Here is a 16,594-nt window from a genome sequence, read left to right as displayed (position 1 = left end):
TATACACAATTATTTATTTTAGCATAGCCTTGATTCATTATACAAGTCATTTATTTTACAATAACTCAATTCCTTCGCTATAACAGTAAAATTTTATCAGTTTTTTTAACAATAATCCGCGATGTATAAAGTTTTACCTTCATCCATTTTTCGGTTGTTAAGCGCATAAATAAATATTAATAGTTTTATTTGAAAAGAATTTGATTTTTTATTACGAATAAATATTCACTAAATTCAAATAATTATTAGTTCATCCATTTTTTTAGCTAAGAAATTATGGTATAATGCATAGCAAAAATTAAAATAGTGGCGAAGGGATTGATATTAATGGTTAACTTATTTGAGCAGCTACCCAATCGCAAAGGAACTCGATCAGTCAAATGGGATATGGTTAAGCAAATATATGGTGCACATGACGTGCAGCCGATGTGGGTTGCTGACATGGATCTTGAAATTGCCCAACCCATTAAAGAGGCTTTAAAAAAGGTAATAGACCACGGCGTATTTGGTTACTCATACACAGATGACAAAACTGATAATTCAATAAAAAAATGGCTATTAACCAAGCATGATTGGGAAATTAATTCAACTTCGTTACTGTATAGTGCTGGTGTACTTGAGATTATTCACATGACTGTGCTGACTTATACAAAGCCAAAAGATAAAATTTTAATTCAAACACCAGTTTATCATCCGTTTCAAAGTATTATAAAAAATCATCAGCGTGAGCTTGTTACAAATTCACTTTTGTTAAATAACGGTCATTATACAATTGATTTTGAAGATTTAGAGCTTAAATTTAGGACGGGCGTAAAATTATTTATTTTTTGTAGTCCGCATAATCCGGTTGGGCGCGTTTGGAAAACAGATGAGCTAACTAGGGTTGCTGAACTTGCTCATAAATATAATGTTATGCTAATTTCTGATGAAATACATGCTGATCTTGTTTATCCAGGGGTAAAGCATATTCCTATTGGTTCTCTCGATACACCGATAAAAAATAAAATTATTACTTGTATGGCACCTACAAAAACGTTCAATTTAGCTGGCTTGCAGGTTGCTTATGCAATTATCCCAGACAAAACAATCCGCACTACTATTTATCAGGCTTTTGAAACTCATGGACGAACTATGTTAAACACATTAGGAATTACCGCTCTAGAGGCCGCATATGAACACGGCTTTAATTGGTTAGCACAATTAATTGAGCTATTAGTTGAAAATCTGCGTATTGTAAACGAAACTTTTAAAAATCGGGACGAGGTTAACGTTATTCAACCAGAGGGAACTTATTTAATTTGGTTAGACTTCCGGAAGAGCGGGCTGACTCATAAGCAGCTCACGCTTTTTATGCAAGAAGAGGCAAAAATTGGCTTGAATAGTGGTGCTACCTTTGGTGATGAAGGAAAAGGATTTATGCGGATGAATATTGCTAGTCCAACAAGCTATGTGTTAGAAGGTGTGGAAAAAATTTGTCAGGCACTTGATCGAATAAAAACACCTCAACTATAATTTAAATAAAAAAGAAAGCCTCGCAAAAAGCTGGCTTTCTTTTTTTATCAATAATTACTCACCTAACTGCTCACGGATTGTCTCGGCAATTCCGGCAATAGCTTGGTCTTGGTCGTTACCCTCAACAGTAATCTTAATCTCTGCACCTTTAGGTACACCTAACGACATAACACCCATAATTGACTTCAAGTTAACTGATTTACCATTATAATGCATTTCCACATGTGCTTCATATTGTCCAGCTTTGTTAACTAATAAAGTTGCCGGTCTTGCATGAATTCCAGTGTCTTCAGTAATTGTAAATGTTTGTTCTTTCATCTTAGCGCCTCCCAACTCTCGACTTTTTTATTAATCCGTCTTCCCATACGCGAATGGACTAACTAATGCTATTATATACGAAATTCGAAAAGGAATAAATAGAAATAGTCGTTAATTTAGAACGTTTTCATTATTATTACTTGAATTACTTGCCTCAAATAATAAATAAACTTGTTAACACATGCAAAAAAAAATTTGTATTATAAATTCGATTATGATAACTTATCATTATAATAAGTCTAAGGAGGCTTTTTTTTAATGAGCACACATATTGGCGCAACTAAAGGTGATATTGCTGATAAGATTTTACTACCTGGTGATCCGTTAAGAGCAAAGTATATTGCAGAAAATTTTCTTGAGAACCCAGTTTGTTACAATGAAGTGAGAGGTATGTATGGGTTTACAGGTACATATAAGGGTGAACGTATTTCAGTTCAGGGTACAGGAATGGGAGTTCCATCTATTTCTATTTATGTTAATGAACTAATTCAAGCCTTTGACGTCCAAACCTTAATTAGAGTAGGGACTTGTGGCGCTATCCAAAAAGATGTCAAGGTTAGGGATGTCATCCTAGCTCAGACAGCGACCACCGATTCACAAATTAATCGGATGGTGTTTGGCGGAATAGATTTTGCGCCGACAGCTCATTTTGAATTATTGAAGAATGCCTATGACGCAGGAATTGAAAAAGGACTTGGTCTGCGTGTGGGCAATGTGTTTACTAGTGATAGTTTCTATCGTGATAATGGCTTGGAACTATTTGAGAAATTAGCCAGCTATCAAGTATTAGCTGTAGAAATGGAGGCTACTGCCCTTTATAGCATAGCCGCAAAGTATAATCGGCAAGCATTAGCCATTTTAACCGTTTCTGACCACATTTTCACAGGAGAAGAAACCACTGCAGATGAAAGACAAACAACATTTAATGATATGATCGAAGTTGCTCTGGAAGCTGCTATCAAGTAGTTTCTTCTTTAAAAACCAGGCGGGGATAAATTATTTTAATGTGGCGTATTTAGTACGCCACAGCCTGTTAGCTTACCAAAAAGTGAAAAGACAGATTAATCCTCTTGTAAACAACGTTTGTTTTTTAAAAAAATCTAGTTAGAAAAAGATACAATCTTTTGTCACATTGCATTTTATCCATACCTATATATAAAGCTTAACCACGGTTTAAACCATTTGTTTAAACTTTTTAAACTGTGAATTGTTAACCTTAAAAAAATAAAGTTAACAATATAATCTAAGGAGTGTTTTATAATGAAAAAATATCAAACAATTGACTTAACTTACAGTGCTTTCTTTATTTGCCTAATGGCAATTGGCTCAAATATCACATTTTGGATTCCCTTTTTAGCTATTCCAATTGGAGGGGTTTCTGTTCCCGTGTCACTTCAAACGTTTATTAGCATTCTAGCTGGAATCATTCTTGGCAAGCGACTTGCTGCATTCTCCATATTTGGCTATCTCCTGTTAGGCATTGCAGGTGTACCCGTTTTTGCCCAAATGCAATCGGGCATATTTGTGCTTTTTGGTTACACCGGCGGCTTTTTACTTTCTTTTATTGTCACTGCCTATCTTGCTGGATTAATCATTGAAATTAAAAAACCTTTCACAAAACGCAGTATATTTTTAGCGTCGTTAAGTGGTACGTTGGTCAATTATCTTATTGGTGTCACCTATATGTATATTGCTATGAATACATGGATGGGGTTAGAGGTCTCCTATTATGCTTCATGGGTCAGTATGATTCCCTTTTTAATTAAAGATCTTGGTCTTAGTCTTTTTATCACTTTTGCCCTTTACAGCGTTATCCAACGACTGTCTTTACTTCAAAAAAAGCATATTTAATAAAACATTAAGTCTGAATTTATGACTTTAAATTTAATCTTGTGCTATAATATTCGGTATAGATTGTGAGAGAAAGAGAGGATGGATTCAGCTTGGCTTTGTTTGAGAATTTTCCATTAATGATCGCTTTATTTGCCATTATGTTTGCCCAAGGAGTGAAGGTACCTATTCATTATATTGCAACACGTGAATTCAAACCTGGACTTGCATTTAGCACGGGCGGGATGCCAAGTAGTCACTCTGCTGCGGTGGCAGCTGTCACAACGGGTATTGGAATTGAGCACGGGGTTTCATCCGGGGTTTTTGCAGTATCATGCATTTTTAGTATTATTATTATGTTCGATGCTACCGGAATTAGAAGACAGGCTGGGGAACAGGCAATTGTTTTAAATATGCTCGTCAAGGATTTCCAGTATTTTGTTGATGAAGCAAAAATGTGGGCCAAAAAAAAGGAATTTGAAAAGAAACAAGAACTGAAGGAATTACTTGGACATCAGCCAATTGAGGTTTTTTTTGGCGGATTAACCGGCATTCTGTTAGCCTTTCTAGCCTATCCTTTGTTCAGCTAAACGAAGTAAACCTATCTAGGCAACCCTTAATAAAGAATAAGGGTGCACAGATAGGTTTTTTTTAGTTTTTTATCACATAGCGTCGGTTAAGCAACTGTTTGTAGTGCTCCAGCAAAAAAAAGCCGGCCCTTTTTTGCTTCTGACTAATCTAAGGAATTTATTCCACCAACAGCATATAATATACAAATTTTTCAAACACCTTCAGGGGTAAGTGATTGTTCAGGTTGAAACGCTTCTAAGACACTGGCTTTTTCCGTTAGGTGTACGATCTTATTGGCATAAAGCTGGTCTTGCTGCTGGCTGGCTAGCTGTGACCATTCGAGGAATGCAGTATAATTAATATTTGTCACAGCAGAAATAGTCGTTAGTACAGCAATAATAATTAATCCAGTTAACAAAATACGGAAAATTACTTGATAAATACTCTTCTTCATTTATCTCATCCCTTTTTACGACCAGCATTAACAAAAAAGAGTGAGTTTATACGTTTTTTTGGTTAATTCCTGCTCGTAACATCTTTAGTCTGCCAATTTGATAAAGTACAAAGCCATCATTAATAAACTTTAATAAAGCAGCAAATCTCCCAAAAATCTTTGCCTGTCTCCCAACAACCCCTATCCCATCCTTTGCCCCAATCGAGGCAATATTTCCCCATGGCTTAAAGAAAAAGGGTTTTCCTACTAATTCCCTGCTTATTTGGGCATGAATATGCTTGGCACAGTAATTTGCCTTTTGGATGGCTAAGTCAGCATTAGGTAAGTAGGCTGTTTCGCGATCCTTGATAATTGCAACATCTCCAATAATGTATATGTCATGGTAGGCTGGCGCTCTTAAATAACCATCAACTTCAACCCGTCCTGAAATTGAGGCTATATCACTTTCAGCAATTATCCGATTTCCTTTTACCCCAGCAGTCCAAACGAATAAGTGTGCGGGGATATCTTCAACAAGCCCCGCACGTTCAATTTTTATGTAATTATGCTCAACGGTTTTTATCTTTGTACTTAAACGGAATTCCACTCCCTTTTTTTCAAGTTGTTGCATGGCATACTCACCTAGCTCTAAATCAAATTCCGGTAAAACGGTTGGCTGAGTTTCGATTGACACGAGCTTAATATTTTTTGGATTAATAGCAAAACGATTACAAAGCTCAGGAAGTCGATCTGTTAATTCCCCTAATAATTCTACCCCAGTAAAGCCACCGCCCCCGATAACGATCTGGATGGGATCGATCTTGTTAGAATTACTATACGCCCTTAAGACTTGAACAAGGTCCTGATAAAACCGATCTGCCGCTTTAATTGTTGTAATGGAATGGGCATACTGTTCTAAACCTGGTATTTGAAATGAATCAATTTCTGATCCTAAAGCTACAACAAGGTAATCATAACCATACTTCCCATTTATAGTTTCTATTAATTTTTCATCTGCATTAAGTTTAACAACACGGTCCTGAACAAATTGCACTCGATCAGCATCAATGTAATCCGCGATAGGAAAGGTTGTTTTAGTGTGGTCATAAATACCAACTGCATGTCGATGTAGCCAGGTTGTTTGGTAATGGTAATCATGCTGATTAATTAGCGTTACACTGACATTTTCTTTCTTTAGCAATTTTTGCAAGCGCAGCGTACAAGTAAAGCCAGCATACCCTGCCCCGATAATTACAATATTAGTCATCAAAAAACCAGGCCCTCCTCTCATCTTAACGTCACAATTTTGTCATATTTCAATCTTAGCTGTTTTTCCCGCTTTTTTCAATATACTTATAGAGCGAACTCTTCACAATCGAAAAAGATTTAAAATTTAGCGAAATGTGATAAAATGTTTTTTAGTAACGTTTTTTAGCGTTAGTTTAGGAGGGATTTTTATGTCTGATGAGCAAATATACGATATTACCATTATTGGTGCAGGGCCTGTTGGCTTGTTCACTGCTTACTATGGTGGACTAAGACAGGCGAGTGTTAAAATTATTGAAAGCTTACCACATATCGGGGGGCAGCTTAGTGCGCTTTACCCTGAAAAATATATATACGATATTGCCGGTTTTCCAAAAGTTCGTGCGCAAGATTTGGTCAATAACCTTAATGACCAATTGCAAATGTTTGATCCCACTTTTTGCTTAGAGGAAGCAGTCGAGCAGGTTGAACGTTTAGAAGATGGCACATTTAAACTCAGCACAAATAATGGTGAGCACTTCTCTAAAACCATCATTATTACTGCTGGAAATGGGGCCTTTCAGCCACGTAAGCTTGCCTTAAAAGAGGCACAAGCTTATGAAAGTCGCAATCTTCATCATTTCGTCGATAATATGATGCAATTTAAAGATAAGCGTGTTGTTCTATTTGGCGGTGGCGATTCGGCAGTCGATTGGGCACTTATGTTAGAGCCAATCGCTAAAGAAGTATCGTTAATTCATCGCCGTGAGCAATTCCGAGCCCATGAGCATAGTGTGGAAAAGTTAAATCAGTCAAGTATTAACATTGTTACCCCATTCGTACCCGAGAGATTAATTGGAACAGATCAAATTGAGCAAGTTGTTGTTAAAGAGGTTAAAGGGGATCGTGAATTAACCATAAACGTTGATGATGTCATCGTTAACTACGGCTTTATTTCCTCATTAGGTCCCATTAAGGACTGGGATTTAGAAATTGAAAAAAATAGTATTGTCGTTAATTCGAAAATGGAGACAAATATTGAAGGCATCTACGCAGCAGGTGATATTTGTACTTATCCAGGCAAAGTCAAACTTATTGCAACTGGTTTTGGCGAAGGACCGACGGCTGTTAATAATGCAAAAGCGTTTATCGAGCCTGATGCCCGCCTGCAACCAAAGCATTCAACAAGTCTTTTTGAATAATAATCTGTGGTAAGCCTTTAAGAAACAGCATAAATAGTGAAAATAAGAGTTAGCTCGTTTTAACTAGGGTATCGCCATCAATACACAACATTTTTTTAAACCTAAGATGGGTACAAACATAATAATTTTAAGCGCGTTAAAAAACGCCCATTGATGTAGCATTCAATGGGCGTTCATCTGTTCGTTTTTTTGAAAATTCTCCAGACACATTAAATCGATTTAGCAGTTCTCTGGCGTACCCTCACGTTCCTTCGCTTTAAAGGATGAGCCACAGCCACAGGAAATAATGGCGTTAGGATTATCAATCGTGAACCCTCCACCCATCATATTCTGCTTGAAATCAATAGTTGTTCCATTAATAATCGGGATATCTTCTTTTTTTATGGTAACAGGAACGTCGTTAATAGCATCAGCTATGTCAGTCTCAGCGTCTACCTCTTGATCGAAGCCAAGTGAATAAGATAACCCGCTACAGCCGCCACCTTTCACACCAAAACGCAGTCTAACCTGATCATTGTCTTCCTGCTTAATCATTTCTTGAATTTGAATTTTGGCTTGATCGGTAATATTTAATACCATTTCGTTTTGCCCCCTATAAAGTGTTGTAGATAAGTATATTAAAAACTGTGAATAAATTCAAACTTACTGCTTTATGCTTAAAGGATAAACTGACCTTGTACTGTTGTCATGGCCGGTCCAGTCATCCAGACGTGGTTATCCTTAGACCAATTAATAATGAGATCACCGCCGGCTAAGTGAACAACAATATCCTCAGAACGCTTTGCCAACTTGTTTAGAATTGCCGCTACAGCAGCTGCACATGCCCCTGTGCCACAAGCTTGGGTAACACCTGAACCACGCTCCCAGACACGGAAATTCAATTCGTTTTCATTAACCACCTCAACAAATTCAACATTTACACTTTCCGGAAACCGTTCATCATTAGTAATAATTGGCCCTAGCTCATATAATGGGGCAAGCTCTATATTGTCCACAAAAAAGACAGCGTGTGGGTTCCCCATAGAAACTGCGGTAATTCGCAGGGTTTGGTCGCCAACAGGAAATGGTTCATTGACAATTCGCTCAAGATTAACACCAACCATCGGGATTTGCTTACGTTGTAAATAGGGCGGTCCCATATCAATTGTTACCTGTTCCGCCACCCTTCCTTCACCTAGTATTTCAGCACTAACATTCCCTGCCCTTGTTTCGATTGTAAAGGTTCGCGTTGTGACTAATTGATTGTCAAAAGCATACTTAGCAACACAGCGCAAGCCATTACCACATGTCTTACCTTCTGAGCCATCTTTATTAAACATACGCATCCCAACATCTGCTTGTTCACTAGGTGTAATGAGAATAAGCCCGTCAGAACCAATTCCCGTGTTTGGGTCACTTACCTTTTTAGCTAAAACCGACAAATCTTGCCCTGCAAGTGAAACGTCAAATGTATTAATATATATATAGCTATTTCCTAACCCGTGCATTTTAGTAAAAGCAATCTGCATTTCTTTTCCCTCCACTATCCTATTCCCTATCCGTCAAACATGTTATCATTATAAACTAACTTCTTAGGTTTGAACACTTAAGAAGCCTGTTAGCCATACTTTCACTTTATATAACCAAATAAGTTTTTGGCTCCGAATTAAAACACTTTCTTAAACGCATCAAATAATGGTATACTATCAATTGAAGATAGAAAGGAGTAGGTGGATGATGCAAGATCAAGTACAAGAAGTTTTAAATAAACTACGTCCATTCTTACTACGTGATGGTGGCGATGTTGAATTAATTGAGGTAGAAGATGGTATTGTTCGTCTTCGCTTAATGGGCGCTTGCGGAAATTGCCCGAGTTCAACAATAACACTTAAAGCTGGTATTGAACGGGCACTTGTTGCAGAGGTTCCAGGTGTTCGTGAAATAGAACAAGTATTTTAATAAATCCTACATTAAGGAGCCACCATTTCTGGTGGCTCTGTTATTTAGATTGTGTTACCGTTAAGCCTTCATTATCAGCCTCAAGCACCCGCCATTCAAACTGGTCATAATGTGCTCTCCAACCAGCAATTTTTGAATGAATATCTGCTGGATTAGCTAAGGCAATTAACGTCGGTCCCGCTCCACTCAAATAAACACCGTATACATCTGGAGTCAACAACAGCTCAAGTTCATCATAATGTGGAATGAGCTTCTTTCGATACGGCTGATGAAAAAGATCTTTTTTTAACATCCGGCCAAGTAACGGCCAATCACTTTGATACAATGCTGCCACCGAGACATTTGCAACACTGCTTGCAGCCACACTAGCATGATAATCAAATTGAACTGGCAACACTGCGCGAGCATCCTTTGTTTTTAATTGAAAAGTCGGAATAATTGTTAAAAAAGCAACCTGATTAATTTTTATTTGAGAATAATTAAGTTCGCCATCATAATGCCCAATGACACAACCCCCTAAAATTGCTGGGACAACGTTATCTGGATGCCCCTCTAATTCAGTGGCAAAGCGAATCTTCTCTTCAATAGGAAGCCTTAAATCTAGTAACAGATTAGCTAATTCAATACCAGCAGCAATTGCTGTTGCACTGCTTCCAAGTCCTCGTGCTAACGGAATATCACTTTTGAGTTCCACGCGACACGGCTTTAGTTGCTCTGGTTTCTTGCCAAAATGAACGGCTGTCTGTTCAACTATTTTATAGATAAAATTATTTTTATCACTTGGAATAGCAGCTAGATATGATGAATTAGAGTGAAATGACCAATAATGCGCCTCTTCCACCTCTAACATTAAGTATGTGTTGAGAGCTATTCCAATTGAATCGAAGCCCGCTCCAATATTAGCAGTTGTAGCAGGTACTTTTATTTGCCAGCTCATGATGGAACCTTGCCTAGAATTTCCTTCATCACTAAATTTTCATCATTTTCTAATACGATAGGTTTCACAGAGCTATACTCAATTGCGGTATTTGGGTCCTTTAAACCGTTTCCAGTTAGCACACAGACAACTTTACTCCCTTGTTTCACATTGCCTTGTTTTAATGCTTTAAATAATCCAGCAACAGAGGCATTTGATGCTGGCTCAGCAAAAATCCCCTCATTAGCTGCCATCCATTGATAGGCTTCAATCATTTGCTCATCCGTAATCTCATCAATTTGACCACCAGATTCATCACGTGCTGCAACAGCCTGCTGCCAGCTTGCAGGATTGCCAATCCGGATTGCCGTCCCCACCGTCTCAGGATTTTCAAAGATTCGATCATGAACAATTGCTGCTGCTCCACTTGCTTCATAACCCATCATCTTTGGTAAGCCTGTTTGCTTTTGTTGGTGATACTCTTTAAAGCCCTTCCAGTAGGCCGTAATATTACCAGCGTTACCTACAGGAATAAATAAGTAATCAGGTGCTTCACCAAGGACATCACAAATTTCAAATGCTGCTGTTTTCTGACCTTCAATTCGATACGGATTAACAGAGTTAACAAGCGTAATATCATCCTGCTCACCCAGCTTGCGCACAATCCTTAGCGCATCATCAAAATTCCCTTTAATTGAATAGATTTCGGCACCGTACATCACAGCTTGAGCCAACTTACCTTGGGCAATCTTACCTTCTGGTATGACAATAATCGCACGTAACCCAGCGCGGGCGGCAAATGCTGCTGCTGAAGCAGATGTGTTACCTGTTGATGCACAAATAACTGTCTTAGAGCCAGCTTCAATTGCCTTAGCCATTGCCATCACCATACCACGATCCTTAAATGAGCCAGTTGGATTAATACCTTCAACCTTTGCGTAAACTTCTACATTATATTTAGCTGATAAATTCTCTAATTTAATCAATGGTGTGTTACCCTCATGTAATGATAATGAAGGCGTTTGCTCCGTAATTGGTAAATAATCTCGATAAGCTTTAAGTAATCCCTGCCATGCCATTGCTCTATTCCTCCCCATCCACTCGGTAATGACTAATTAACCGCTCAACAACAGCTAATTGACCAAGTGCTTGTAAACTATTTAGTAATTGTTCTTGACTAATACTATGTGTAATCATGACAATTTCCGCCCGCCCCTCAATCTGTCCCGGAAGCTGTAGAATTTTTGCAAAGCTCACCTTTTGCTCTGTAAAAACATTGGTGATTTCTTGGAATGCTCCAGCTTGATCGTCTACATCCAAGCGAATAAAATGTCTCGAAAACTTTTCATGATTCGCTTTTAGCTGGCGCTTAAATTGTGGATCAATATAAGCATTTCCACTAATACCTAACCTGATGTTACGGACAACCTCCATTAAATCTGAAACAACAGCCGTTGCCGTTGGGAGACTGCCAGCACCTGGTCCATAAAACATTGTTTCACCCACAGCTTCACCATGGACATAAACAGCATTAAACTCATTTTTCACTAATGCTAACGGGTGATCCATTGGCAGTAAGGTAGGCTCAACCGTTACCTCAGCTTTATAGTTATGCATGGATGCAATACCAATTAATTTAATTGTGTAACCGAGGCTCTTAGCAAAATTAATATCATCTTGGCTCACTTGTCTAATACCCTTTACTTTAACATCATCTAAATTCAATTCCATTTTAAAAGCTAAGTTTGCTAATAATGCCATTTTTCTGGCTGCATCTAAACCATCAACATCTGAACTCGGATCAGCTTCAGCAAAACCCAATGCTTGAGCTTCCCCAAGGACAGAATCAAAGTCCAAGCCTTCATCAGTCATCTTCGTCATAATATAATTTGTTGTCCCATTGACAATGCCCATCACTTTTTCAATATGATCTGAAGCAAGTCCATCAACTAATGTCCTAACAATTGGAATGCCGCCAGCAATACTGGCATCATATAGAATATCACAATGATTCTCTTTAGCTAGCTTCAGAAGCTTTTGTCCGTATACGGCCATTAAATCTTTATTCGCTGTTACGATGTGCTTTCTATTCCTTAAAGCTTCTTCTAAAAGCTTATTTGTTCCCTCAATGCCACCCATAACTTCAACAATAACATCTATATCTTCATTACTTACGAGTTCGGCAGCATCGACTGTTAGCCAATCTTTATTAATAATGATGTCCCGTGGTTTATTAATATCATTAACTAAAACCTTCACGATTTCGATGTCACAGCCCAATTTATGTCTAATACGAGCTTGGTGATCAGCTAGTACCTTTACTACACCCGTACCGACAGTACCTAATCCGCATAGACCCACTCTAATCTTATCCATGATGATTCTCCCCCTGTTTTTATAAAGTGAACAAATGTTTATCTATAGAGGACATTATAACTGTTCACATGCTTTGATTCAAGGGATAATTCACTAAAATTTCTGAAAAAACAAAAAAGAAATGTTCTATTCCTTGCTAGCATAAGCTAACAGGAAACAAAACTGGCTTTAAAGTTTGATCATGGTATAATTCGGGTAAAGGATTATCTATAATTTTTCTGAAGGGAAGTAAAAATGATGACTGAAAAGAATCCTAAAACAGCATTAGAACGAAAAGCACGCGAATGGTTAAAGGAACGCGGGGTAACCCTTCATGATATTGCAGAGCTCGTTCATTACTTACAAGCCCCTTATCATGAATCATTATCACTAGAAGTTTGTATTGAGAATGTTGATAAGGTACTGAGTAAGCGTGAGGTTCAAAATGCTGTCTTAACTGGTATTCAACTCGATGTCTTAGCAGAACAGAAAAAACTCATTTCACCACTTCAAGAAACCATTGAAGTAGATGAGGGCTTATATGGGGTAGATGAAATTATTGCCTTATCAATTGTAAATGTATATGGATCGATAGGCTTTACCAACTATGGTTACATAGATAAGCAGAAACCCGGTATTCTAAAGGAACTAAATGATAAATCTTCAGGCAAGTGCCATACCTTCCTTGATGATATTGTCGGCGCAATAGCTGCATCAGCTTCCAGTCGACTGGCCCACAGTGTTGCTAACGATGAGGAGCTTGATTAATAAAGATAAGCGAATGTAACCTTTAGGTTCATTCGCTTTCTTAATCTTCTTATTTAACCATTCTTTTAGCAATAAAGTATGAGCAGCCGAAATTACAGTATTCATAAAGATAATCATCGATCGTGCTTGCTTTTGTATCAAAGGTAGCTTTATTATTTTGGTCATCATAGAAGCCCTTTAAGCGCAATTGCTCATAACCCCAATCACCAACAATAAAATCATATTTAGCCAATATATCACTATAGCGCTCAGTAAACGCCTTTTCTTGAAAGCCATTTTTATAGTCCTCAATAATTTGATAGCTTTGTCCTTCAATTTGCACCATTTTTGTACCCCTTTGTTATTTAGTCAAATAGCAAACAATAACAGCACTATTTTACCATAATTTCAATCCATAAAACTAGTCTCAGCTAAAAATTTAGCGACATGGTAATATTTTTAACTGTTATTTTTTGAAAAAACGCTCATATTAAAAGTAGATGAAAAAAGGAGGACGATTTGGTGAAAAAAAAATATTTAGCACTTCTTATCTTATTACTCCTTGTCCCCTTTACCAAAGTGAATGCGGAGGAAATTAACCCAATTAAAGAAAGACTGGCGCTCTATAAAAAAACGGCAACTATCACACAGATACCATGGTTTTACTTTGCCGCTATTGATCAATATGAGCGACAAATTAGAGAAGATGAACCACTCATCTCAATTTCCTTCTCGGGCGAAGAATGGTATGGCATTTCAAACCTATCTGAAGATAGTCGACTAGCAGCCATTGGCGTGCATAACGGCATTGGCAAGGATGGCAATAATGATGGCTTAGCTGAAATAAATAATTCAGAGGATATTTTATATACCATGGCTATGTATATAATGAATTTCGGGGTGACAGATGACGCAATTAGAAAAGCATTATGGGCGTTTTATCAGAAGCCACTGGCTGTAAAAACAATTGTTCAAAATGCAAGAATCTTCGCATTATTTAAAACGAACGATTTGCCTGAACGCGCCTTTCCATTACCTCAGCATTTTAATTATAGCTATCGCAGTACCTGGGGGGATGCAAGAGGATATGGTGGGAGGCGAATTCATGAAGGCACGGATATCTTTGCCGATTATGGCACACCCGTAAGGGCAACAACCTATGCGACAATCGAAATAAAAGGCTGGAATCGTTATGGCGGCTGGCGTATTGGCATGCGTGACATTAATAACGTCTACCACTATTTTGCCCACCTAAGTGGCTTTGAACAAGGTATTGAAATTGGAGAAATTGTTAAGCCAGGTGATGTAGTTGGCTATGTTGGGTCTTCTGGTTATGGTCCACCAGGGACATCAGGTAAATTTCCACCCCATTTACACTATGGCATGTACAAGGATAATGGAAAAAATGAATGGGCATTTGACCCCTATCCGTCCTTACGAAAATGGGAAAGACAGTAAGATAAACAGACCGTGTTGACGCCTGATTCTGTCAATCCGGTCTGTTTATGGTGCATTATTCATTTCCCTATAACTACTTGTCTTTCTTAGAGGCACGCACAGCGTGTAATATACTGACTGTTAAGCCCCCCCAGATAATGACGCATCCAATAACCATCATGACTATTGCTGAGGTTGTCATTTTTTATATCACTCCCTTACTTCTCATCGTTCGGCCACTTTCTAATTGTTATAAAGGCACCAAAAGCCATGGCTCCCAAAGCAACCATCCAACCAAAGTTGAATAAAAACTCTGAAGGGTAATTACTATAATTTTGGGTCATATCATACCTAAGATTTTGAAGCATCATGTAACCAAGTACAATTGGCGTAATAACTCGTAATGAGAACTTCCACCACTCACCCAATTGTATATCTGAAACACCATTAGCATGCTCGTACAAGTGATTAATTTCTTTTGCAAACCAGGAAATGGCAACAATTTCAACTAATCCAACCAATGCTACACCATAATTATTAATAAAATAATCAACCGTATCAAGCAAGTAAATGCCACCCTGGTTCGCAAAGAATAAGGAAAAGATTGCTGCTACTCCGCCTCCGATTGCAACGGAAGCGCGTCTAGAGAGACTAAACTTTTCTTGTAATGCAGCAATGTATGTTTCTGAAATTGACACCATTGAAGAAAAACCAGCAAGAACAAGCGAGCTAAAAAAGAGCACACCGAACAATGCGGGCGCAGGCATTTGATTAATGATCTGTGGGAACACGACAAACGCTAGAGCGATACCGTCACTTACCACTTCAGAAACAGGCTGAGCTGTTTGATTAGCCATAAAGCCAAGAGCCGCAAAAACGCCAATACCAGCAATTAATTCAAATGATGAATTAGCAAAACCAGTAATAAAAGCATTATTGGTAATATCTGCATCCTTAGGTAAATAAGATGAGAATGTGATCATGATTGCGAAGGCTATTGATAAGCTAAAGAATATTTGACCATATGCTGCTACCCACACTGATCCATTAGCAATACTTGACCAATCAGGTGCAAAGAAAGCATTTAACCCTGTTAATGCCCCTGGTAACGTCACTGCTCGAATAACAATAAGTAAGAAGCTTATGATTAATAAAGGAATAAAAATCCTATTCGCTAATTCAATTCCATTCTTTACTCCACGGAAAAGAATAAACAGAGCAATGATCCATACAATAGCAATCGGGATCAAGACATTCGGAACAATTTCGCCAAATACGCCTGCATCTGAAGCATCTAAGAAGTCTTGAAAAAAGAACTGACTTGTCTCAGTTCCCCATCCTTGAGAAAAAGAGAAATAAGTATACATGAGTGACCAAGCAATAATGACCGGGTAATAGGTGGAGATAACAAAAGAAATAGCCACCTGCCACCAACCGATCCATTCCATACCGCTACTAATGCGTTTAAATGAGCGAGGTGCAGAGCTTCGATATTTATGACCAATTGTATATTCCATAATTAGCATTGGAATTCCAGCGGTAATTAAGGCGAATAAATAGGGAATAAAAAAAGCACCTCCCCCATTTTCATAAGCAACAGCCGGAAATCTCCAAATGTTCCCAAGGCCAATTGCTGAACCCATTGCCGCTAACAAAAACCCCAATCTAGTGCCCCATTGAGAGCGATTCTCCATAACTAACATCCTTTCTACGAAAGAGATAAACTTGCAAAATCATATATATAAGTAGCCTTACACTTACTTTGCCTTTAATACTCCATTCGTTAAAATAAATTAATTTTCTGACATTTACAGATTATATCGATTGTCAGTATTTCTGTCAAAGTGTTTTTTTAGAATTATTGCTTTTTCGTCATTATTTAAATTAAAAGCAGTTATTTTAAAGCTCAAAGGCTCAAGTTCAAAATGTTTATTCAAATAAGTGAATTTCATAATTGCTTATCCTAGTTCGAAACACGACCATTAAGACGAGAACTAAACAATTTATTCACTCTGCGCGTCAATGAACATGCTTGGCTCAAGGCACAAACATGACATCTTCAGAGTCATAGGATGTCACAATTGTACCGAT

The 16,594-nt window shown here is 37.9% G+C and carries 19 protein-coding genes; 8 read left to right on the top strand and 11 right to left on the bottom strand.

The features are described from left to right. Nucleotides 1-327: 327 nt before the first annotated feature. Entirely contained in the window at nucleotides 328-1,512 is a 1,185-nt protein-coding gene (locus BM000_RS13710; protein WP_091499533.1) for a MalY/PatB family protein, read from the top strand. A 54-nt stretch (nucleotides 1,513-1,566) separates the two neighbouring features. On the opposite strand, the gene BM000_RS13705 is transcribed toward BM000_RS13710, so the two are convergent. After that, entirely contained in the window at nucleotides 1,567-1,830 is a 264-nt protein-coding gene (locus BM000_RS13705; RefSeq protein WP_091499531.1) for a phosphocarrier protein HPr, read from the bottom strand. Between the two features lie 258 nt (nucleotides 1,831-2,088). Here BM000_RS13705 and deoD point away from each other — a divergent pair, with 258 nt between their 5' ends. The 3 genes from deoD to BM000_RS13690 all read left to right on the top strand — a co-directional run bounded on the left by deoD (nucleotide 2,089) and on the right by BM000_RS13690 (nucleotide 4,250). Next, complete coding sequence (gene deoD, locus BM000_RS13700; protein WP_091499528.1) at nucleotides 2,089-2,796, top strand: purine-nucleoside phosphorylase; 708 nt, start codon at nucleotides 2,089-2,091, stop codon at nucleotides 2,794-2,796. Nucleotides 2,797-3,090: 294 nt separating this feature from the next. Next, nucleotides 3,091-3,681 (top strand): biotin transporter BioY, encoded by a 591-nt coding sequence (locus tag BM000_RS13695; RefSeq protein WP_091499524.1) that lies wholly within the window; start codon nucleotides 3,091-3,093, stop codon nucleotides 3,679-3,681. Between the two features lie 92 nt (nucleotides 3,682-3,773). Beyond that, nucleotides 3,774-4,250 (top strand): divergent PAP2 family protein, encoded by a 477-nt coding sequence (locus tag BM000_RS13690; protein WP_091499521.1) that lies wholly within the window; start codon nucleotides 3,774-3,776, stop codon nucleotides 4,248-4,250. Nucleotides 4,251-4,441: 191 nt separating this feature from the next. On the opposite strand, the gene BM000_RS13685 is transcribed toward BM000_RS13690, so the two are convergent. After that, the gene (locus tag BM000_RS13685; RefSeq protein WP_091499518.1) at nucleotides 4,442-4,684 is read right to left on the bottom strand and encodes a hypothetical protein; all 243 of its coding nucleotides are present in this window, start codon (nucleotides 4,682-4,684) and stop codon (nucleotides 4,442-4,444) included. A 46-nt stretch (nucleotides 4,685-4,730) separates the two neighbouring features. Then, on the bottom strand, nucleotides 4,731-5,930 hold the full coding sequence (locus tag BM000_RS13680) for an NAD(P)/FAD-dependent oxidoreductase (RefSeq protein WP_091499515.1): 1,200 nt from the start codon (nucleotides 5,928-5,930) through the stop codon (nucleotides 4,731-4,733). 190 nt (nucleotides 5,931-6,120) lie between these two features. Here BM000_RS13680 and BM000_RS13675 point away from each other — a divergent pair, with 190 nt between their 5' ends. Next, nucleotides 6,121-7,110 carry an NAD(P)/FAD-dependent oxidoreductase gene (locus BM000_RS13675; RefSeq protein ID WP_091499513.1) on the top strand — a complete coding sequence of 330 codons (990 nt, stop codon included), beginning with the start codon at nucleotides 6,121-6,123 and terminating at the stop codon, nucleotides 7,108-7,110. A 219-nt stretch (nucleotides 7,111-7,329) separates the two neighbouring features. Here the strand turns inward: BM000_RS13675 and BM000_RS13670 are convergent, their stop codons facing one another. Beyond that, entirely contained in the window at nucleotides 7,330-7,689 is a 360-nt protein-coding gene (locus BM000_RS13670) for a HesB/IscA family protein (RefSeq protein WP_091499511.1), read from the bottom strand. Nucleotides 7,690-7,766: 77 nt separating this feature from the next. Next, nucleotides 7,767-8,618 carry a diaminopimelate epimerase gene (gene dapF / locus BM000_RS13665; protein ID WP_091499509.1) on the bottom strand — a complete coding sequence of 284 codons (852 nt, stop codon included), beginning with the start codon at nucleotides 8,616-8,618 and terminating at the stop codon, nucleotides 7,767-7,769. Between the two features lie 208 nt (nucleotides 8,619-8,826). On the opposite strand from dapF, the gene BM000_RS13660 reads away from it, so the two are divergent. Then, a complete protein-coding gene (locus BM000_RS13660) occupies nucleotides 8,827-9,048 on the top strand; it encodes a NifU family protein (RefSeq protein WP_091499566.1) in 222 nt (73 codons plus the stop codon). 40 nt (nucleotides 9,049-9,088) lie between these two features. Here the strand turns inward: BM000_RS13660 and thrB are convergent, their stop codons facing one another. Genes thrB through BM000_RS13645 form a run of 3 tightly spaced genes read right to left on the bottom strand, consistent with a single transcriptional unit; the run spans nucleotide 9,089 to nucleotide 12,340 of the window. Then, the gene (gene thrB / locus BM000_RS13655; protein WP_091499506.1) at nucleotides 9,089-9,985 is read right to left on the bottom strand and encodes a homoserine kinase; all 897 of its coding nucleotides are present in this window, start codon (nucleotides 9,983-9,985) and stop codon (nucleotides 9,089-9,091) included. Then, nucleotides 9,982-11,043: a threonine synthase gene (thrC, locus tag BM000_RS13650; protein ID WP_091499504.1), complete on the bottom strand. Its 1,062-nt coding sequence runs from the start codon at nucleotides 11,041-11,043 to the stop codon at nucleotides 9,982-9,984. The genes thrB and thrC overlap by 4 nt, the downstream gene beginning before the upstream one ends. Before the next feature lie 4 nt (nucleotides 11,044-11,047). Beyond that, on the bottom strand, nucleotides 11,048-12,340 hold the full coding sequence (locus tag BM000_RS13645) for a homoserine dehydrogenase (protein WP_091499503.1): 1,293 nt from the start codon (nucleotides 12,338-12,340) through the stop codon (nucleotides 11,048-11,050). A gap of 237 nt (nucleotides 12,341-12,577) precedes the next feature. Here BM000_RS13645 and BM000_RS13640 point away from each other — a divergent pair, with 237 nt between their 5' ends. Continuing rightward, a complete protein-coding gene (locus BM000_RS13640; RefSeq protein WP_091499501.1) occupies nucleotides 12,578-13,087 on the top strand; it encodes a phosphatidylglycerophosphatase A family protein in 510 nt (169 codons plus the stop codon). A gap of 49 nt (nucleotides 13,088-13,136) precedes the next feature. Here the strand turns inward: BM000_RS13640 and BM000_RS13635 are convergent, their stop codons facing one another. Continuing rightward, nucleotides 13,137-13,412, bottom strand: a complete 276-nt coding sequence (locus BM000_RS13635; RefSeq protein ID WP_091499500.1) for a YutD family protein — start codon at nucleotides 13,410-13,412, stop codon at nucleotides 13,137-13,139. 176 nt (nucleotides 13,413-13,588) lie between these two features. Here BM000_RS13635 and BM000_RS13630 point away from each other — a divergent pair, with 176 nt between their 5' ends. Next, nucleotides 13,589-14,524 (top strand): M23 family metallopeptidase, encoded by a 936-nt coding sequence (locus tag BM000_RS13630; protein WP_091499498.1) that lies wholly within the window; start codon nucleotides 13,589-13,591, stop codon nucleotides 14,522-14,524. Nucleotides 14,525-14,597: 73 nt separating this feature from the next. On the opposite strand, the gene BM000_RS13625 is transcribed toward BM000_RS13630, so the two are convergent. After that, entirely contained in the window at nucleotides 14,598-14,705 is a 108-nt protein-coding gene (locus BM000_RS13625; RefSeq protein WP_091499497.1) for a methionine/alanine import family NSS transporter small subunit, read from the bottom strand. 16 nt (nucleotides 14,706-14,721) lie between these two features. Beyond that, nucleotides 14,722-16,197, bottom strand: a complete 1,476-nt coding sequence (locus BM000_RS13620; RefSeq protein WP_091499495.1) for a sodium-dependent transporter — start codon at nucleotides 16,195-16,197, stop codon at nucleotides 14,722-14,724. Between the last annotated feature and the right edge of the window lie 397 nt (nucleotides 16,198-16,594).

Source organism: Amphibacillus marinus (assembly GCF_900110345.1).
In the GTDB taxonomy this organism is placed as follows: domain Bacteria; phylum Bacillota; class Bacilli; order Bacillales; family Amphibacillaceae; genus Amphibacillus_D; species Amphibacillus_D marinus.
The sequence above is the reverse complement of the archived record's forward strand: the minus strand, read 5'-3'. Positions and strand labels throughout refer to the sequence as shown.